Origin of the sequence: Pantoea pleuroti, from assembly GCF_014156615.1 — a bacterium.
Taxonomy (GTDB): Bacteria; Pseudomonadota; Gammaproteobacteria; order Enterobacterales; family Enterobacteriaceae; genus Pantoea; species Pantoea agglomerans.
The window spans coordinates 44,413-63,181 of sequence record NZ_SBFD01000008.1; the positions used below are offsets into that span (position 1 = coordinate 44,413).

The window sequence follows — 18,769 nt, forward strand, 5'->3', positions numbered from 1 at the left end:
TTTATACTACCGCGCGGTTGTTTATAAACTGCTTAAACGACAACAGATGGGAAATTCCAGGTGAAGTTCGTAAAGTATTTATTGATCCTTGCAGTGTGTTGCATCCTGTTGGGAGCTGGCTCGATTTATGGTTTATACAAATACATAGAGCCACAGCTGCCCGACGTAAACACGCTGAAAGATGTGCGTCTGCAAACCCCTATGCAGGTTTACAGCGCCGATGGCGATCTGATCGCCCAGTATGGCGAAATGCGCCGTATTCCTTTGACTCTGCAGCAAGTGCCACCTGTGATGGTGAAAGCGTTTATTGCGACCGAAGATAGCCGTTTTTATGAGCACCATGGTGTTGATCCGGTGGGTATTTTCCGTGCGGCCAGCGTTGCGCTGGTCTCCGGTCACGCCTCGCAGGGTGCCAGTACTATCACTCAGCAGCTGGCCCGTAACTTCTTCCTGAGCCCGGAACGCACCCTGATGCGTAAAATAAAGGAAGCGTTCCTGGCGATCCGCATTGAGCAGTTGCTGAACAAAGATGAAATACTTGAGCTCTACCTGAATAAGATCTACCTCGGCTACCGTGCTTATGGCGTCGGCGCAGCCTCACAGGTCTATTTTGGTAAGCCGGTTGACCAGCTGTCGCTGAGTGAGATGGCGATGATTGCCGGTCTGCCGAAAGCCCCTTCCACCTTTAACCCGCTTTACTCGCCAAGTCGTGCCCTGTCGCGCCGCAACGTGGTGCTGGCGCGTATGCTGGATCAGCATTACATCACGCAGCAGCAGTATGATGAGGCGCGTAATACGCCGCTGGTAGCGAAGTATCACGGCCCGGAAATCGCTTTCTCTGCCCCCTATCTCAGCGAGATGGTGCGTCAGGAGATGGTGAAACGCTACGGTGAGAATGCCTACACCGACGGTTACAAGGTCTACACCACCGTAACCCGTCGCCTGCAGGAAGCCGCGCAGACCTCCGTTCGCAATAACGTCATGGCCTACGATATGCGTCATGGCTATCGCGGCCCGACCAGCGTGCTGTGGAAAGTGGGTGAACCGGCCTGGGATCAGACGAAGATTGAAAAAGCGCTGAAGACGCTGCCGGTCTACGGTCCGCTCAATCCGGCTGTCGTAACGGAAGCGCGCAGCGATGAAGCGACCGTGATGCTGAAAGATGGCAGCAATGTGTCGCTGGCATTAGCCGGTGTGCGCTGGGCGCGTCCTTATAAGTCTGACACCGTGCAGGGCCCGACGCCGAAAAGCGTGACGCAGGTATTGCAGGCAGGCCAGCAGATCTGGGTACGCAAAGTGGGTGATGAGTGGTGGCTGGGCCAGGTGCCTGATGTGAACTCGGCGCTGGTCTCGCTGGATCCGAATGATGGTGCGGTGCGCGCGCTGGTAGGCGGCTTTGCCTTTAACCAGAGCATGTTTAACCGTGCGACCCAGGCGCTGCGCCAGGTCGGCTCTAATATCAAGCCTTTCCTCTATACCGCCGCAATGGATCGCGGGCTGACGCTCGCCTCAATCCTTAACGATGTGCCGATTTCACGCTGGGATGCGGGTGCGGGTGCTGACTGGCGTCCCAAGAACTCCCCGCCAACTTACGATGGTCCGATTCGCCTGCGTCAGGGTTTAGGCCAGTCGAAAAACGTGGTGATGGTGCGTGCGATGCGTGCAATGGGCGTGGATTACGCCGCGGAGTATCTGCAGCGCTTTGGTTTCCCGGCGCAGAACATTGTTCATACTGAATCGCTGGCATTAGGTGCGGCCTCGTTTACCCCGTTACAGGTGGTGCGCGGCTACTCCGTGATGGCGAATGGCGGCTTCCTGGTCGATCCTTACTTCATCACCCGGATTGAGAACGAACAGGGCGGCCTCATATTTGAAGAGAAACCGAAGATCGCCTGCCCGCAGTGCAATCTGCCGGTGATCTACGGCGAGACCAAAAAAGCGCTGGCTCTGAATGAAGAGAGCGTCGAGAACGTTGCTGCCTCAAATAACAACCAGAATCAGGCCGTTCCTCAGCCTGAACTGGAGCAGGTTCCCGCTCAGGCACAACAGGGTGAGCAGCAATATGCACCCCACGTGATCAACACCCCGCTCACCTTCCTGATCAAGAGCGCGCTGAACAGTAACATCTTTGGCGAACCGGGCTGGATGGGAACAGGCTGGCGTGCCGGGCGTGACCTCAAGCGTAATGATATCGGCGGTAAAACCGGTACCACTAACAGCTCGAAAGATGCCTGGTTCTCGGGTTACGGCCCTGGCGTGGTCACCTCAGTCTGGATCGGCTTTGATGATGCGCGCCGCAATCTGGGCCGCAGCACGCTCTCCGGCGCCATTCCCGATCAGATTTCGGGCTATGAAGGCGGTGCGAAGAGCGCGCAACCGGCATGGGATGAGTACATGAAGAGTGCGCTGGATGGTGTACCGGTGCAGCCGTTAACGCCGCCGGATGGCGTGGTCACCGTCACTATCGATCGCAGCACCGGCAAGCTGGCAAATGGAGGGGGTAACACCCGTCAGGAGTACTTCATCAATGGCACCCAGCCAACCGAATATTCGGTTCATGATGTGGGTACCACCATTATGGATAACGGTGAGAGTCACGAGCTGTTCTGATGTGATATCTGCAATGTGAAATATCTGAGGCTGGTCACCTGAAGTGATCAGCCTTTTTTATTGGCCCGCTTATCCTGATGAAACACGCGATGCTTTTCGTGCATGAGCGACTCAGTCAACTGGGATGGGAAAAAAAGAAAGGTAAAAGCCGGAGAGAGATCATCATCTGTTGCTGAGGAAAATGCCGATCACCCTGAGCGATCGGCATTAAATCAGTCAGATAATATAAAGCAATGTGTATGAATCGATTCAGAAAGTGAACCTAAAAAAGAATATAGTTATTATATCGCTATGATTAGCTTAGTCTTCCCTGGTGCCAGCAAACATAGTTATTGGCATATCAGCTGAACAACGACAACCAGCTTAATATTAATTGCGCCTAATAACAGGAGGGATATTAACTCTTGCGCATCGCTTATCATCATGATAGGAATAGAAAGCCCGATATCCTCTTTTTTGATTTAATCACCTATGGATACTTTTATATATGGAAATTAAAGTGGGTCATACGCAAGACCCTAAAACTGAAGAGTATATTATTCAGCGACTCTGGCAGCATAATGGACGCTTTGCTGACATCAATATGAAAACGCTGAATGTTATCCTGTATGACGACCAGAAAAATATCCAGGGTGGCCTGTTAGCCCATACCTGGTGTGGCACGCTCGATATTCATTATTTATGGATAGAGGATGCCTGGCGCCTGCATGGCACAGGACGTCAGCTGATGCAGGCAGCGGAAGAAGAAGCGCGCAATCGAGGCTGCCATATGTCCATCGTTGATACGTTAAGTTTCCAGGCTCGTGGTTTTTACGAAAAGCTGGGTTATCGCGTCTATGGCGAACAGGATGGATATGCGCAGCGCTACGCACGTTATTATCTGGCAAAAAGATTATAATCTGAATGCTTTCAGCGAGGCGCCATGGACAGCCCATACCGTAGTATTGATGATTTCATTTCTGCATTCGCCACCACCATGGATTTATTACCGACACCCTGGGGTTTTAAGAATGCCGCATCGCAGCATCTTTATATGAATGAAGCTGCAAAAATGTATACTGCTACGCCTAAAAGTTATTTATTTGAGGGAAAAAGAGACAGTGAGTTCCCCACGCGCTGGAGTGATTGCGCCGATGAATTCTGCGAGCATGATCAACAGGTAAAATTGAATAACAGTAGCGTGGCCGTGATTGAAACCCACTACTGGTATGGCAACAATTATCTCACCCCTTTTATCAGCGAGAAATACCCTGTTTTCGACAACCGAAATCAGTGGCTGGGCTGCATCTGGAATGCACGTCCGGTGGATAACCTTACGGCAATGAGCTTTATCGATCCCAAAAAATCTTCTGTACTGACGACGCGTCTTGAGCACCCCCTTTTTACCCCCGCCGAGCTGGATGTCATTTTCCTGTTGCTACGGCGATTCAGCGCGAAAGAGATTGCCCGCATCTACAACCTCAGCGTAAAAACTATCGGTAACCGCATCACCACGCTTTATCAAAAAGCGGGGGTGCATTCGCTACAACAATTTGAGAGCTACTGTCGTGCGGAGTCACTGGAGAATTATCTGCCAGAGAGGTTTCTCAGCACAGGCGTTATTTATATATAAACCGGTAAGGAAACCATGTTTTGAGTAAATTTGATGATTATCCACTGAGCCCTGTACCTGCAAATAAAAGGCTCTCACTGCTTAGCGTCGCCATTGTGCATATGGGCATGCTGACTGCGCTGGATCAGTTTATGCTTGGCGCGGTTCTGGGCAACAGTATGACGCCGGGCGAGGCGTTTACCGCAATCACTCTGGCCAGCCTGCTATTTGGCGTGCTGACCTTCGCGCTCGGCTATGCAGGGATGCGCGAGGGATTGCCGGGCAGTCTGCTGGCTCGCTGGTGTGGTTTTGGTCGCCATGGCTCAGTGTTCATTGGTCTGCTGGTCGCGGTCAGCCTGCTGGGCTGGTTCGGCATTCAGAATGCCGTTTTCGCCCGATCGCTGAGCTATGCCCTGAACGGAAAACTCAGCTTTGCAGAGTCGGCAGCGCTTTCAGGAGCCGTGTTGACTTTACTGGTTACCTTTGGCTTTAAGGCGCTGCGCTTTACCGCACGTATTGCGGTTCCGCTCTTCATCGTGCTGGTCGGCTGGATTTTCTGGCACGCTTTCCACGGCCAGTCTGGCCAGATGACGCCGCCGGTTATTGCGAGCGAAACCATTACCGTGAGCGCCGCCATTACTATGGTAATTGGCGGTGCAATCCTGGCCAGTCTGATGACTCCCGACCTGACGCGTTTCTCACGTAACGGTAAAGATGTCTTCGCCATTACGCTGCTGACCATTCTGGCGGGAGAATATGGGATTAATGGGCTGGCAATTCTGATTGCCAGAGAACTGAAGACCTCAGACATCATCGCGATTATTACTCAAACAACCAGCTCACTGGGTTTGCTGGTTGTGGTCTTTTCTACCCTGCGCATTAACGACCTGAATCTCTATTCGTCAACGCTGGGCATCGCCAATGCGATTGAAGGCTTAACCGGCTATAAACCGCGTTATCCTGTGATTACGCTGCTGCTCGGTATGCTCGGCACACTCTGTTCAATTCTTGGGATTCTTGATCGTTTTGTCGATTTTCTGGAACTTCTGGGGGTCATCTTCCCGCCAGTACTGGGCGTGATGATCATTGACTACTATGTGCTGAAAACTGACCGCCAGACGCTGGCGCTGAGCCGCAACAGCAATTCCTTACCGGCAACGTCTCAGCTTATCGGCTGGCCCGCGCTGATAGCCAGTGCAGCGGGCGGAGCCACCGGACTGTTGGTTGAGCGCGGCGTACCGGTACTTAATTCGATTCTCGTGGCATGCGTGGTTTATCTGTTGACCGCCCCACTGTTGAAGCCCGCATCAGCCATACGAGAAAATGCAAGAGCAGAATAAAATCGAAACGCGCCTGCTGACAGGCGCGTTTCCTTACTTATGCGCTCGCTCAGTAACTCAGCCGCCCCTGCTTCACCAGCCATTCGCGCGCCATAAACAGCGCACTGACATTACGTGCCTCGCGGAAATCGGGTTCATCCAGCAGCGACATCATATCGCTCAGCGGCCAGCGGTGGACAATCAGCGGCTCCGGCTCATCGCCTTCCAGCTTTTCGGCGTAGAGACCTTCCGCCACCACAATATTCATTTTGCTGGAAAAGTAGGAGGGCGCCATGGTGAGTTTGCCCAGCGTTGTCAGCTCATCAGCACCAAAACCGACCTCTTCTTTCAGTTCGCGAACCGCCGCTTCATTCACGGTTTCACCTGAATCGATCAGCCCCTTCGGGAAACCAAGCTCATAGGTTTCCAGTCCGACGGCATACTCCTGAATCAGGATCAGATGGTCATCAATAATCGGCACAATCATCACCGCTTCACGCTCTGAGGGCTTCATCCGCTCATAAACGCGATGCGCACCATTGCTGAAAGTCAGATCGACCGATTCAATGGTGAATAACCGTGAACGTGCCACGGCGGTGATATTGAGGATGTCAGGTTTTTTTGGAATTTTCATATCAGCCTCAAATTATTTTGCGCCGGCTATCTGGAGCGAATTAGCATACCTAACCACAGGCAATTGTGCGACAGTCAGACAATCACGTTATCGTTACACAGATTACATCGATTGAATAACAGCCTTTGGTTATCAGTTAAGACTAAATTTGCATTAGTCAATATGCTGCGATAAGTTTCAGATAATACCGATATTTAATCCAGTCTGAGCCGGTTACCATTCGGACAAGGCAGGGTTTAACAAATGCTAATCAGATATACGCTGGCACTATTTCATCGGGTGTCTGACTCCTCAGGGTTATATAATCTTCCGGAATGCCTCTTTTATAGCGAGCATAACCGAAAGCGAAAGTTTAAAGTGAAGGCAGCATTTTGGCTGAATTGAGCAGAGCATGAGCACAATCTTGATGATCCTGGCCATAGTGCTGACCTGTTCAATACTGGCAGGCATTGGGTTCTGGTACGCTATGCGGCATCGTCCGCCGTTGGCGAAACCTCTGCCATTTATCAGTCCGCCCTGCCGTAAACTCTCTGCTCAGGAGCGTGAGGCGGTTGATAAGTATGTCGCCGCGCTGGAAAAGCAGCCCCGTACTACGGTGACGACCGATAAGCGCAGCGCGTCCGAACGTCTGACGCTGACGGCACAGAGCAACAATGTCTATCCCGTTACCCGTGCGATTACCCGCTACGGACTCTCTACGGACGATCCCCATAAATGGCGCTACTACCTTGATGAAGTTGAAGTTCATCTGCCGCCGCTGTGGGAACAGTACATCGCCGACGAAAACTACGTTGAGTTAATCCGCACCCAATCTATTCCGCTGGTGATCTCGCTGAACGGCCACTCGCTGGTGGATTACGCCGTAGATCAGCAATCGTTGCCGACGCTGATGCGTCCGGTGTCGACCAACGCCTCTATCCGCAAAGCGGAAACGGAAAACGTCGAACTGCTGCAGGTACGCAAAGAGACACCGGAAGAGTATCGTCTGTCGCGGCCAGATGGCACGCGTGAAGCGGTGATCATCTCTCTTGCCTTCTTACTCTTCTTCTTCAGCCTGTTAGTACCCGCAACGCTGATGATCTGGCTGGTGCTGACGGGTGCAGTCATGATTGCCGCCAGCCTGTGGCTGCTCTACCGCATTCCAGGTGAGCGCGGCCTGCGTGACATACACTGCCTGCGCGGCGCGCCAAAGCGCTGGGGCCTGTTCAGCGAATCGAACCAGGAGCAGAGCAATATCACACTGGGGATTATTGACCTCGCCTATCCACCGCACTGGCAGCCTTATGTGGCGCACGATCTCGGACAGGTGACGGATGTGGAGATCTACCTCAACCGTCAGGTGGTGCGTCAGGGCCGCTTCCTGTCGCTGCAGGATGAAGTCAAAAACTTCCCTATTCAGCGCTGGCGGAAAAACGTAGTGCTGGCCTGTGGTTCACTGATGGTGCTGACCATGCTGGTCACCTGGATCCCGCTCGGCATGCCGATCAAGCTCAGTCTGGCCTGGGCCAGGGGCACCGACAGCCTGGAGGTCAGCAGCGTCGATAAACTCAGCAGCGTGCCCCTGAATATTGGCGACAACCTCAAAGTAAGCGGTACCGGCATGTGTTCGGTGCCGGACAACTATCAGAGCAACCGAAGTTACGCCTTCATGCCGTTCGACTGCTCGGCGGTCTACTGGAATAACGCCACGCCGTTGCCGCAGCCGCAATCGGACATTATTGATAAAGCCGCTGCTCTGCAGGAGACCACCACCAAGCAGCTGCATCCGGAAACCAATACCGATCCTAAACTGAATCCGCAGCTGGCCTCCGCGATTCAGAAGTCCGGCATGATTCTGCTGGATGACTTCTCCGATCTGGTGATGAAAACGCAGGATCTCTGTAATCAGCCACAGGATTGTATGCGCCTGAAAAATGCGCTGGTGAACCTGGGCAATGCCAAAGACTGGGAAGCGCTGATGCGTCGCGCAGATTCCGGCCAGCTAAACGGCATGAATGTGCTGCTGCGGCCGGTCAGTGCCGAAGCCCTGGAAAACCTGGTTAATACCGCCACCTCGACCTTCTTTTTCCGCGAAACCCGTCGTGCGGCAGAAAATCTTAACAGCCCGCCGCCAGGGGGGTTCCTGATCGTCAGCGACGAGGGTCGCCAGCTGGTGAATCAGCCTCAGCCAACCGTGTCTCTGTTTGATCTCGATCCGCCCTCTCAGTGGCGCGAACTGCAACGTATCTCCGCCATGCTGCTGCATACGCCTTTCAGCGCCAGCGGCATCATCACCAGCATTTCAACGGATGCCAACGGCACGCGTCATATCGTGTTGCACAATGAACCGGATGCCATGGCGCAGTGGCGCTATCTCGGCACCGTATTGCTGCTACTGGTGCTGCTGACATGCGGTGTGATCAATGGGTTACTGGCGCTGCGCCGTATGCACCTTAATCGCCAGCGCATGATCGATATCCAGCACTACTACGACAAGTGCTTCAATCATAACCTCGGCACTTTGCAGAGCGTGCGCCCGATATTCTGAGCCCTGTCCTTCTGTGCTACCCTGTCGCCCGGTTTTTTTACAGGGTGAAACATCCGCATGCTCAACTGGTCTGAGATTGATACCGTGCTGCTCGACATGGATGGCACACTGCTGGATTTGGCGTTTGATCGTCACTTCTGGCTGGAGCATGTGCCTGAACAACTCAGTCAGCAACGCGGCATTACCCGGGCGGAAGCCGAAACGATCATCGCGGAAAAGTATCAGGCCGTCGCCCATACGCTAAACTGGTATTGTCTGGATTACTGGGCAGAAGCGCTGGCGCTGGACATTCGTGCCATGACATGGGCGATGCGCAGCCGCATTGCGCTGCGTGACGATACGCTGCCTTTTTTGCAGGCTCTGCGTCGCGCGGGCAAGTCCACTATCCTGCTGACCAACGCGCATCCTTACAATCTGGACGTCAAACTGGCGCAGACGGGTTTAGCGCCGCACCTTGATTTATTACTTTCCACCCATACCTTTGGGTATCCGAAAGAAGACCAACGTTTATGGCAGGCGGTACAACAGCACACCGGCTTTTCTGCGCCGCGCACGCTGTTTATCGATGATAGCGAAGTGATTCTGGATGCTGCGACGATATGGGGCATCGGCGAGTGCTTAGGCGTAAAGAACCCCGATTCGGATCGCCCTGAGCAAATCTTTCAGCGTCATCGCGCCACCGGCGATTACCGGACGCTGATCTGAGTCAGGAGCAGCAATGAAGAAAGAGAAAAGCAGCGAAGAGGTACGCCTCGACAAGTGGCTGTGGGCCGCGCGCTTTTACAAAACCCGGGCGATTGCGCGGGAGATGATTGAAGGCGGCAAAGTGCATTACAACGGCCAGCGCAGCAAACCCGGCAAAGTGGTGGAGCTGAATGCGGAACTGACACTGCGTCAGGGCAACGATGAACGCACCGTGGTGGTGGCGGACATCAGCGCTCAGCGCCGTCCCGCCAGCGAGGCCCAGCAGCTCTATCGCGAAACAGATGCCAGCATTGAAAAACGCGAAAAAATGGCGCAGGCGCGCAAAATGAATGCGCTGACTATGCCCCATCCCGATCGGCGACCTGACAAAAAAGAGCGTCGCGATTTGATGAAGTTTAAATTATCGGGCGATGAGTAACACCGTCTTAGCTGACGCGCCATCGCCCCGTACCAGTGAGAGAAAAAATATGTCAGTCCAGGATCAACTGCACCGTTATCTGTTTGAAAATGCCGCCGTGCGCGGCGAGCTGGTGAACGTCTCTGAAACCTGGCGTGAAACCGTAAAGAACCATGACTATCCGGCACCGGTTAAAACGCTGCTGGGTGAGATGCTGGTCGCCACCAGCCTGCTGACTGCCACGCTGAAGTTTGATGGCGAAATCACTGTGCAATTGCAGGGTGACGGTCCGCTGTCGCTGGCGGTGATCAACGGTAACAACAACCAGGAACTGCGCGGCGTAGCGCGTATCAAAGGCGACATCCCGGACGACAGTACCCTGAAAAGCATGGTGGGCAATGGCTATCTGGTAATCACCATTTCCCCTGAAAAGGGCGAACGTTATCAGGGTGTGGTGGGACTGGAAGGTGAAACTCTGGCGGAGTGCCTGGAAGATTACTTCATGCGCTCAGAGCAGCTGCCAACGCGGCTGTTTATCCGCACCAGCGACAAAGGCGCCGCGGGTATTCTGCTGCAGGTGATGCCGGCGCAGGATACGGAGAAAGAGGTTTTCGACCATCTGGCAACGCTGACCGAAACCATTAAAACGGAAGAGCTGATCGATCTGCCTGCGAATGAAGCGCTGTGGCGTCTCTACCATCAGGAAGAGGTTACCCTCTACGATCCGCAGCCGGTGATCTACAAATGCACCTGCTCGCGTGAGCGCTGTGGCGAAGTACTGAACACGCTGCCCCAGGAAGAGGTGGATGAGATCATCGCGGAAGATGGCAAAATCGACATGCACTGCGACTATTGCGGCTCAAACTACGTGTTTGACGCCGTCGATATCGCCGCTATCCGCAGCCACTCCCTTGAGAATAATAACCAGCTTCACTGATTTATCGGGCGGCTTCTGCCGCCCCTTCCCCGCCGCCCATCCCTATCCCCATAATTTTTCAGACAAATTATCTTTTTTTACTTTCATAACATCTTTTAAACGTTCGAAACATAGCCTTAACGCGCCCTGAGTCGCATTTTTAGATCACTGCCCTTTTTCCCTTAACGCAGAAGAGTAAACTGCGCGCGATCGTGCAAACGCCCGGAAGTCAGAGGCAGATGCCCTGAATAGCCCGGTGATCTTTGCAGGCTGTCGTGACGAAGCGCAGTCGACTGTCAGTGATTCGCCACAGCCGATACAACAGCCGGTGGCACGATCCCAACCTATCTCTGCTTTGCAGAACAGACACCGATTTAAGGAGCAGTAAAATGCGCGTTAACGGCCTGACCTCGCAAGACCTTGCCGCTTTGGGCATCGTGGATACCACGGAAGTGGTTTACAACCCTGATTACGACACGCTATTTCAGGAAGAGACGCGCCCGGACCTCGAAGGTTTTGCTCGTGGCACCCTGACGCAGAGCGGCGCGATTGCAGTAGACACCGGGATTTTCACCGGGCGATCGCCAAAGGATAAGTACATTGTGCGTGACGACACCACGCGCGATACCCTGTGGTGGAACGACCAGGGCACCGGCAAAAACGACAATCAGCCCTTGTCGCAGGAGACCTGGAACGCGCTGAAAAGCTGCGTCACCCGCCAGCTTTCCGGCAAGCGCCTGTTTGTGGTGGATGCGTTCTGTGGTGCCAATGCCGATTCCCGTCTGAGCGTACGTTTTGTCACCGAAGTGGCCTGGCAGGCACACTTCGTGAAGAACATGTTCATCCAGCCTGACGACGCTGAACTGGCCGAATTTACCCCCGACTTTGTGGTGATGAACGGCGCCAAATGCACCAATCCAGACTGGCAGGCGCAGGGTCTTCACTCTGAAAACTTTGTCGCCTTCAATCTGACTGAACGCATGCAGTTGATTGGCGGAACCTGGTACGGCGGCGAGATGAAGAAAGGTCTGTTCGCCATCATGAACTACCTGCTGCCGCTGAAAGGCATCGCCTCGATGCACTGCTCAGCAAACGTGGGTAAAGCGGGCGATGTGGCGGTCTTCTTTGGCCTATCAGGCACCGGCAAAACCACGCTCTCTACCGATCCTGACCGCCAGCTGATCGGCGATGATGAGCACGGCTGGGATGATGATGGCGTGTTTAACTTCGAGGGCGGTTGTTACGCCAAAACCATCAACCTTTCTGAGCAGGCTGAGCCGGAGATCTACCGCGCCATTCGCCGCAATGCGCTGCTGGAAAATGTGGTGGTCCGCGAAGATGGCAGCGTCGATTATGACGACGGCAGCAAAACCGAAAACACCCGCGTCTCCTATCCGATCAATCACATCGACAATATCGTGCAGCCGGTCTCAAAAGCGGGCCACGCGAAGAAAGTGATTTTCCTGACCGCGGATGCGTTTGGCGTGCTGCCACCGGTTTCACGTCTGACGCCGGAGCAGACGCAGTATCATTTCCTGTCAGGTTTCACCGCCAAACTGGCGGGTACCGAGCGTGGCGTCACTGAGCCGACCCCCACCTTCTCCGCCTGTTTCGGCGCGGCATTCCTGATGCTGCATCCGACGCAGTATGCAGAAGTGCTGGTGAAACGGATGGAGGCGTCCGGTGCGCAGGCTTATCTGGTCAATACCGGCTGGAACGGCAGCGGCAAACGCATCTCACTGAAGAATACCCGCGCCATTATCAATGCCATTCTGGCGGGTGAGCTGGATGATGCGCCGATGGAAACGCTGCCGATCTTTAATCTGCAGATGCCGGTTACGCTGGGCGAACTGGATAGTGATACGCTCGATCCGCGTCGTAGCTGGGAGAGTGAGGAGAAGTGGACCGCCGCCGCCGAAGGTCTGGCGCAGCGTTTTATTGATAACTTCGACAAGTACACGGATAACGCCGCAGGTGCTGCGCTGGTGAAAGCTGGCCCGCAACGCTAAAAGAAGCGGCGCGGCAATGAAACTGCCGCGCCGTTTTTATCATCCCGACACGCTGTTGCTGCCGTTGTTGTGGCTCAGCGCCATGCTTTCCACTAACGGTAACCAGGCACGAATGCGTAAACCGCCGCGTTCGCTCTCGCCAATCTCCAGCGAGCCCTGATGGGCATCAATAATACGCTGCACGATCGCCAGGCCCAGACCGGTACCGCTGGTGCTGCGGGCGCTGTCGCCGCGCACAAAGGGCTGAAACAGATGCGCCAGCTGATCCGGCTTGATGCCAGGTCCATCATCTTCCACCTGGAACCAGGCACGATGCAGTTCCCGTCCGCTGCTGACCCTGATCCAGCCATTACCGTATCGCGCGGCGTTGACCACCAGGTTAGCCAGTGCCCGTTTAATCGATAGCGGGTTGATATCCAGCATTAACTCTTCCGGCATCACCGCATTTTCGATCTCACGTTCATAGCCGCTTTCAGCGGCCACCACTTCGCCCAGCACACTGTTAAGGTCGGCGCGCTCAGTCTGCATCTCCTGACCGGTACGCAGGTAGTCAATGAACTGTTCGATAATGGCGTTGCACTCTTCGATATCTTTATTAATCGATTCGGCCAGGTAGCCATCCTGCTCGCTCATCATCTCGGTGGCGAGACGAATACGGGTCAGCGGCGTTCGCAAATCATGGCTGACGCCCGCCATTAACAGCGTGCGGTCATCCGCCAGCTGCTTCACCCCGGCCGCCATCTGGTTAAAGGCGCGGGTCACCGATCGCACTTCTGACGCGCCATACTCGCGCAGCGGCGGCGGAATAATCCCGCGCCCGACCTGCAGGGCGGCGTGCTCCAGATCCACCAGCGGTCGGTTCTGGATGCGGATAAACAGCCAGGCACCGCCAATCGCCAGCAGCATAATCGCCAGGGTGTAGCGGAACAGCGGCGAGAAGTCGCCCTGATGAATCTCAGTCAACGGCACCCGCACCCAGATATCGGGCGACAGCCAGGTTTTCAGCCAGACGACGGGCGAGTTTTTGTTAACCTCAACCCGCACATCGGTGGGACCGCCAAGCTGCTGGCCCATCTGCTCGCTCAGGAATTCATAGTGCTGCGCCCATCGCAATCCGCTCTCCTCTGCTGCTGCATTGGTGTAGAGCGAGATCCCCAGTTCGCGGTAGATTTCCCGGCGAAACGCCGGTGGCACTTCCAGCTGCGTGCCATCTTCCAGCTGCAACCGGTCGGTCATCAGCATACGAACTTCGTAAGCGAGCACCTTATTGAACTGTTGCAGGCTGGGAAGAATGGCGAAGTTCAGCACCACCAGATAGGTCGTTACCAGGCTGACAAACAGCAGGGTAACGATCAGCAGCAGGGTGCGGGCAAACGAACTGCGAGGCGAGAAGCGCAGTCGCTTCATGCTTTACTGCCGTCCGGCACAAAGACGTAGCCCAGACCCCAGACGGTCTGGATATAACGCGGATGCGCAGGATCCTCTTCCACCATGCGACGCAGGCGGGAGATCTGGACGTCAATCGAACGTTCCATGGCGCTGTATTCACGGCCACGCGCCAGGTTCATCAGCTTATCGCGAGACAGCGGCTCACGCGGATGGCTGACCAGTGCTTTCAGCACCGCAAACTCACCGCTGGTCAGCGGCATCGGCTCATCTTCACGGAACATCTCGCGGGTGCCGAGGTTAAGTTTGAACTTACCAAACGCGATGATCGCCTCTTCCTGCGAAGGCGCGCCTGGCAGTTCATTGGCCTGACGGCGCAGCACCGCTCGGATACGCGCCAGCAGCTCACGCGGGTTAAAGGGTTTAGGAATATAGTCGTCAGCGCCGATCTCCAGCCCCACGATACGATCCACCTCTTCGCCCTTGGCGGTCACCATAATAATCGGCATCGGGTTGCTCTGACTGCGCAGACGACGGCAGATAGAGAGACCATCCTCGCCCGGCAACATCAGGTCGAGCACCATCAGATGGAAGGATTCACGGGTTAACAGACGATCCATCTGCTCGGCATTAGCGACACTGCGCACCTGAAAGCCCTGCTCGGTGAGATAGCGTTCAAGCAGTGCACGCAGACGCATATCATCATCGACGACCAGAATTTTGTAGTTCTCTTGCATTTTCAACTCCCAAAGGCGCTATTGCCTGAGCCAACATTGTTAAAAAAAGATGCCTTATAGTGACAGTCATTAATGGTTTATATTCTAGCCAAAATTGTTACAAAGCATATTAAACAGGAGCTTATATTTGATTTAAGGCGATTCCGGGCCAGTTTTAACGCGTCTGGCGCTGCCCGGCCCCGGTTACGGCAAATCTGAAAAAATGGCTCTGTTTCTCTGAATCGCTGGCGTCAGAAGCGGTCCGGTTTTTATTCGATGAACGAATTCAGCAAGTTAGCAGACAATTTGACTTAATGATCAGCCATCATTGTGGATAAGCTCCAGATAATCTACCTCAACAGCGGCCAGGCAGCATAATATTCCAGCAAACCTGCGTAACGCCCCACTCTCCTCTCGGATTAGTTTCAGCGGTGCCACCAGCAAGGCCAGTTGAAATTAAAGTCCGTTAAATCAATCAGTAAAGCCAACTTTTCGGCTTCTCCGTTTTCAACCAGACTGCTCAGGCAACATTCGATGTCTCAACGGGGATTACACACAATGAAAAAAACAATTTTACTGCTGAGCGCGCTGGCATTAAGCAGCGTCACTCCAGCTTATGCTGCCACAGCCACCGGTGAAGCAGCTGGCGCAGCGGCAACCACCACAGCACAAGGTAATTCTAACGCCATCGGTGTTGGCGCAGTCGCAGCCCTGCTGGGCGTTGCACTGGCCACCATGGGCGGCGGCGGCGGTGACGGTCACAGCACCGGTACATCGACCACCACGGCGACTCACGCCGGTAAATAAGTATCACGATTTCTTTTATAGCTTCAGATTACTGGCTTCAGATTGTTGTTCAGCACCAACCCTTTCGCCGCCGGGGAAGTCAACGTGGGTTTTTAGCCTTTAAAAACCCTTTCCCCGCCCTTTTTTGCCGCGCCCCCTTTGTCTTACACTGTTCTTCTTTGGATCTCTCTGGCCGGTATAGCATGAAAACCCGACTCATTACCCGCGAAGGCTTCGATAAGCTGAAAGCAGAACTCGACTATCTCTGGCGTGAAGAGCGACCGGAAGTGACAAAAAAAGTCACCTGGGCTGCCAGTCTTGGCGATCGCAGTGAAAATGCCGATTATCAGTACAACAAAAAACGGCTGCGTGAAATCGACCGTCGCGTTCGCTATCTGACCAAAAGTCTTGAACAGCTGCGTATCGTTGACTATTCCCCTCAGCAGGATGGCAAAGTCTTCTTTGGCGCCTGGGTGGAAATTGAAAACGATGAGGGCGACCTCAAACGCTTCCGCATTGTGGGCTACGATGAGATTTTTGGCCGCAAAGATTACATCTCCATCGACTCGCCCATGGCGCGGGCGCTGCTGAAAAAAGAGGTCGGCGATGCCGCCACCGTCGAGACGCCAGTGGGGCCGGCGCTGTGGTATATCAATGCGATTGACTACCCGCAATAACCCTTCAGATTATCGCTGAAAGCCGCCCGCGTCTCTGGCAATTTTAACCATCAATCCGTATAACTGTCGGCTATTTCTCAACCCGGAAAGCAAGACAATCCTGATGATGAAAGTTCTGAGCCAGATAATTGCCAGTGAGCTCCAGGCGCGTCCAGAGCAAGTTGACGCCGCCGTTCGCCTGCTGGATGAAGGGAATACCGTGCCGTTTATCGCACGCTATCGTAAAGAGGTCACCGGCGGGCTGGATGATACCCAGTTGCGCCAGCTGGAAACCCGCCTCAGCTATCTGCGTGAACTTGAAGAGCGACGCCAGTCGATTCTGAAGTCGATTGACGATCAGGGGAAACTCACTGACGACCTCGCCCGCGCGATCAACACCACCCTCAGCAAAACCGAGCTTGAAGACCTCTACCTGCCCTACAAACAGAAACGCCGGACGCGTGGACAGATCGCTATCGAAGCGGGTCTGGAGCCGCTGGCAGAGACGCTGTGGCAGGATCCGTCTCACATCCCTGAGCAGCTTGCCGAACAGTATGTCGATGCCGATAAAGGCGTCGCCGACGTCCGTGCCGCGCTGGATGGTGCCCGCTACATTCTGATGGAGCGTTTCGCTGAAGATGCCGCGCTGCTGGCGAAAGTGCGTAATTACCTGTGGAAAAATGCCCATCTGGTGTCACGCGTGGTGGAAGGCAAAGAGGAAGCGGGCGCGAAGTTTCGCGACTACTTTGATCACCACGAAGCGCTGAGCGGCGTGCCGTCGCACCGTGCGCTGGCGATGCTGCGTGGCCGCAACGAAGGCGTGCTGCAACTGTCGCTGAATGCCGATCCACAGTTTGATGAAGCACCGCGTGAGAGCCACGGCGAAACGCTGATTGCTGAGCACCTGAACCTGCGCCTGAATAACGCTCCTGCCGACAACTGGCGTAAAGCGGTGGTGAGCTGGACGTGGCGCATCAAGGTGATGCTGCATCTGGAAACAGAGCTGATGGGCACGGTGCGCGAACGCGCAGAAGATGAAGCGATTAACGTCTTTGCCCGCAACCTGCACGATCTGCTGATGGCCGCTCCCGCCGGTATGCGCGCCACCATGGGGCTGGATCCGGGCCTGCGCACCGGCGTCAAAGTGGCGGTGGTCGATGCCACCGGCAAGGTCGTCGCGACCGATACCGTCTATCCGCATACCGGCCAGACCGCGAAAGCCGCGGCCGCCGTAGCGGCACTCTGCATTAAGCATCAGGTTGAGCTGGTGGCGATTGGCAACGGCACTGCTTCACGTGAAACTGAGCGCTTCTTCCTGGATCTGCAGCAGCAGTTCCCGCAGGTCACGGCGCAGAAAGTGATTGTCAGTGAAGCTGGCGCATCTGTCTATTCGGCCTCTGAACTGGCGGCGCTGGAGTTCCCGGATCTCGATGTTTCACTGCGCGGCGCGGTGTCGATTGCCCGACGTTTGCAGGATCCGCTGGCTGAGCTGGTGAAAATCGACCCGAAATCGATCGGGGTGGGTCAGTATCAGCATGACGTCAGTCAGAGCCAGCTGGCGAAGAAACTCGACGCGGTAGTAGAAGATTGCGTGAACGCCGTCGGCGTTGACCTCAACACCGCCTCGGTGCCGCTGCTGACCCGCGTAGCGGGCCTGACGCGCATGATGGCGCAGAATATTGTCGGCTGGCGTGATGAGCATGGCCGCTTCCAGAACCGTCAGCAGTTGCTGAAAGTGAGCCGCCTTGGGCCAAAAGCCTTTGAGCAGTGTGCGGGCTTCCTGCGCATCAACCATGGCGATAACCCGCTGGATGCCTCAACTGTGCATCCGGAAGCCTATCCGGTGGTGGAGCGCATCCTGGCCGCCACCGAGCAGGCACTGAGCGATCTGATGGGCAACGCAGGCAGCCTGCGTAATCTCAGCGCCCGCGATTTCATTGATGAACGTTTTGGTCTGCCGACCGTCACCGACATCATGAAAGAGCTGGAGAAACCGGGCCGCGATCCGCGTCCTGAGTTTAAAACTGCACAGTTCGCTGAAGGCGTAGAGACGCTGAACGATCTGACGCCGGGCATGATCCTCGAAGGTGCCGTCACTAACGTGACCAACTTCGGTGCATTTGTGGATATCGGCGTGCATCAGGATGGCCTGGTGCATATCTCTTCGCTCTCCGATCGCTTCGTGGAAGATCCGCATCAGGTGGTGAAAGCGGGCGATATCGTTAAAGTGAAAGTGATGGAGGTCGATCTCCAGCGCAAGCGTATTGCCCTGACCATGCGTCTTGATGAGCAGCCTGGCGAAGGCAATGCCCGTGGTGGCGCGAAGAACGCTGCTCCGCGCGAAGAGAAACGTCAGAACAACGCAAAAGGTCGTCCGCGTCCGGTCAGCTCGTCAGCAGGTAACAGTGCGATGGGTGATGCGCTGGCTGCTGCTTTCGGTAAAAAACGCTAAGCTTTTCAGGGGGCCACTGCCTGGCCCCCTCTTCACACCCCTCTCCCCGGTTGAAAATCCCCGCC

15 protein-coding genes are annotated in these 18,769 nt (G+C 54.9%); 12 read left to right on the forward strand and 3 right to left on the reverse strand.

The annotated features are described in order from the left end of the window. Positions 1-60: 60 nt before the first annotated feature. The 4 genes from mrcA to EPG66_RS17605 all read left to right on the forward strand — a co-directional run bounded on the left by mrcA (position 61) and on the right by EPG66_RS17605 (position 5,541). A complete protein-coding gene (gene mrcA / locus EPG66_RS17590; RefSeq protein WP_069025453.1) occupies positions 61-2,610 on the forward strand; it encodes a peptidoglycan glycosyltransferase/peptidoglycan DD-transpeptidase MrcA in 2,550 nt (849 codons plus the stop codon). A gap of 487 nt (positions 2,611-3,097) precedes the next feature. Continuing rightward, the gene (locus EPG66_RS17595) at positions 3,098-3,508 is read left to right on the forward strand and encodes a GNAT family N-acetyltransferase (RefSeq protein ID WP_033780989.1); all 411 of its coding nucleotides are present in this window, start codon (positions 3,098-3,100) and stop codon (positions 3,506-3,508) included. Positions 3,509-3,532: 24 nt separating this feature from the next. Next, positions 3,533-4,222: a helix-turn-helix transcriptional regulator gene (locus EPG66_RS17600; RefSeq protein ID WP_022624038.1), complete on the forward strand. Its 690-nt coding sequence runs from the start codon at positions 3,533-3,535 to the stop codon at positions 4,220-4,222. Positions 4,223-4,242: 20 nt separating this feature from the next. Further along, positions 4,243-5,541, forward strand: coding sequence for a cytosine permease (locus EPG66_RS17605; RefSeq protein ID WP_182687670.1), 1,299 nt, complete (start codon positions 4,243-4,245; stop codon positions 5,539-5,541). A 49-nt stretch (positions 5,542-5,590) separates the two neighbouring features. On the opposite strand, the gene nudE is transcribed toward EPG66_RS17605, so the two are convergent. Further along, complete coding sequence (nudE, locus tag EPG66_RS17610; RefSeq protein WP_039388895.1) at positions 5,591-6,154, reverse strand: ADP compounds hydrolase NudE; 564 nt, start codon at positions 6,152-6,154, stop codon at positions 5,591-5,593. A 391-nt stretch (positions 6,155-6,545) separates the two neighbouring features. Here nudE and EPG66_RS17615 point away from each other — a divergent pair, with 391 nt between their 5' ends. The 5 genes from EPG66_RS17615 to pckA all read left to right on the forward strand — a co-directional run bounded on the left by EPG66_RS17615 (position 6,546) and on the right by pckA (position 12,708). Beyond that, positions 6,546-8,681, forward strand: a complete 2,136-nt coding sequence (locus EPG66_RS17615) for an intracellular growth attenuator family protein (protein ID WP_039388893.1) — start codon at positions 6,546-6,548, stop codon at positions 8,679-8,681. Between the two features lie 57 nt (positions 8,682-8,738). Then, on the forward strand, positions 8,739-9,386 hold the full coding sequence (yrfG, locus tag EPG66_RS17620) for a GMP/IMP nucleotidase (protein WP_182687672.1): 648 nt from the start codon (positions 8,739-8,741) through the stop codon (positions 9,384-9,386). Between the two features lie 13 nt (positions 9,387-9,399). Beyond that, on the forward strand, positions 9,400-9,804 hold the full coding sequence (gene hslR / locus EPG66_RS17625) for a ribosome-associated heat shock protein Hsp15 (protein WP_010253159.1): 405 nt from the start codon (positions 9,400-9,402) through the stop codon (positions 9,802-9,804). A 49-nt stretch (positions 9,805-9,853) separates the two neighbouring features. Beyond that, complete coding sequence (gene hslO / locus EPG66_RS17630; RefSeq protein ID WP_031593914.1) at positions 9,854-10,720, forward strand: Hsp33 family molecular chaperone HslO; 867 nt, start codon at positions 9,854-9,856, stop codon at positions 10,718-10,720. 368 nt (positions 10,721-11,088) lie between these two features. Further along, positions 11,089-12,708, forward strand: a complete 1,620-nt coding sequence (gene pckA / locus EPG66_RS17635; RefSeq protein WP_010253165.1) for a phosphoenolpyruvate carboxykinase (ATP) — start codon at positions 11,089-11,091, stop codon at positions 12,706-12,708. Between the two features lie 39 nt (positions 12,709-12,747). Here pckA and envZ read toward each other — a convergent pair whose 3' ends face one another. Both envZ and ompR read right to left on the reverse strand, forming a co-directional pair. Next, complete coding sequence (envZ, locus tag EPG66_RS17640) at positions 12,748-14,115, reverse strand: two-component system sensor histidine kinase EnvZ (protein WP_010253168.1); 1,368 nt, start codon at positions 14,113-14,115, stop codon at positions 12,748-12,750. Next, positions 14,112-14,831 carry an osmolarity response regulator transcription factor OmpR gene (gene ompR, locus EPG66_RS17645; RefSeq protein ID WP_003853014.1) on the reverse strand — a complete coding sequence of 240 codons (720 nt, stop codon included), beginning with the start codon at positions 14,829-14,831 and terminating at the stop codon, positions 14,112-14,114. Before ompR ends, envZ begins: the two co-directional genes overlap by 4 nt. A 537-nt stretch (positions 14,832-15,368) precedes the next feature. Here ompR and yjbE point away from each other — a divergent pair. From yjbE to EPG66_RS17660, 3 genes are all read left to right on the forward strand, one after another. Next, complete coding sequence (gene yjbE / locus EPG66_RS17650; RefSeq protein WP_010253177.1) at positions 15,369-15,617, forward strand: exopolysaccharide production protein YjbE; 249 nt, start codon at positions 15,369-15,371, stop codon at positions 15,615-15,617. A gap of 182 nt (positions 15,618-15,799) precedes the next feature. After that, positions 15,800-16,273, forward strand: a complete 474-nt coding sequence (gene greB, locus EPG66_RS17655) for a transcription elongation factor GreB (protein WP_010253180.1) — start codon at positions 15,800-15,802, stop codon at positions 16,271-16,273. Between the two features lie 103 nt (positions 16,274-16,376). Continuing rightward, positions 16,377-18,704 carry a Tex family protein gene (locus tag EPG66_RS17660; RefSeq protein ID WP_143789909.1) on the forward strand — a complete coding sequence of 776 codons (2,328 nt, stop codon included), beginning with the start codon at positions 16,377-16,379 and terminating at the stop codon, positions 18,702-18,704. The last annotated feature ends 65 nt before the right edge of the window (positions 18,705-18,769 follow it).

Excerpts from the sequence above, each read along its gene's own strand:
- EPG66_RS17595 (WP_033780989.1), top strand. The coding sequence starts at position 3,098 with ATGGAAATTAAAGTGGGTCATACGCAAGACCCTAAAACTGAAGAGTAT.
- EPG66_RS17600 (WP_022624038.1), top strand. The coding sequence starts at position 3,533 with ATGGACAGCCCATACCGTAGTATTGATGATTTCATTTCTGCATTCGCC.
- nudE (WP_039388895.1), bottom strand. The coding sequence starts at position 6,154 with ATGAAAATTCCAAAAAAACCTGACATCCTCAATATCACCGCCGTGGCA.
- EPG66_RS17615 (WP_039388893.1), top strand. The coding sequence starts at position 6,546 with ATGAGCACAATCTTGATGATCCTGGCCATAGTGCTGACCTGTTCAATA.
- yrfG (WP_182687672.1), top strand. The coding sequence starts at position 8,739 with ATGCTCAACTGGTCTGAGATTGATACCGTGCTGCTCGACATGGATGGC.
- hslR (WP_010253159.1), top strand. The coding sequence starts at position 9,400 with ATGAAGAAAGAGAAAAGCAGCGAAGAGGTACGCCTCGACAAGTGGCTG.
- hslO (WP_031593914.1), top strand. The coding sequence starts at position 9,854 with ATGTCAGTCCAGGATCAACTGCACCGTTATCTGTTTGAAAATGCCGCC.
- pckA (WP_010253165.1), top strand. The coding sequence starts at position 11,089 with ATGCGCGTTAACGGCCTGACCTCGCAAGACCTTGCCGCTTTGGGCATC.
- envZ (WP_010253168.1), bottom strand. The coding sequence starts at position 14,115 with ATGAAGCGACTGCGCTTCTCGCCTCGCAGTTCGTTTGCCCGCACCCTG.
- ompR (WP_003853014.1), bottom strand. The coding sequence starts at position 14,831 with ATGCAAGAGAACTACAAAATTCTGGTCGTCGATGATGATATGCGTCTG.
- yjbE (WP_010253177.1), top strand. The coding sequence starts at position 15,369 with ATGAAAAAAACAATTTTACTGCTGAGCGCGCTGGCATTAAGCAGCGTC.
- greB (WP_010253180.1), top strand. The coding sequence starts at position 15,800 with ATGAAAACCCGACTCATTACCCGCGAAGGCTTCGATAAGCTGAAAGCA.
- EPG66_RS17660 (WP_143789909.1), top strand. The coding sequence starts at position 16,377 with ATGATGAAAGTTCTGAGCCAGATAATTGCCAGTGAGCTCCAGGCGCGT.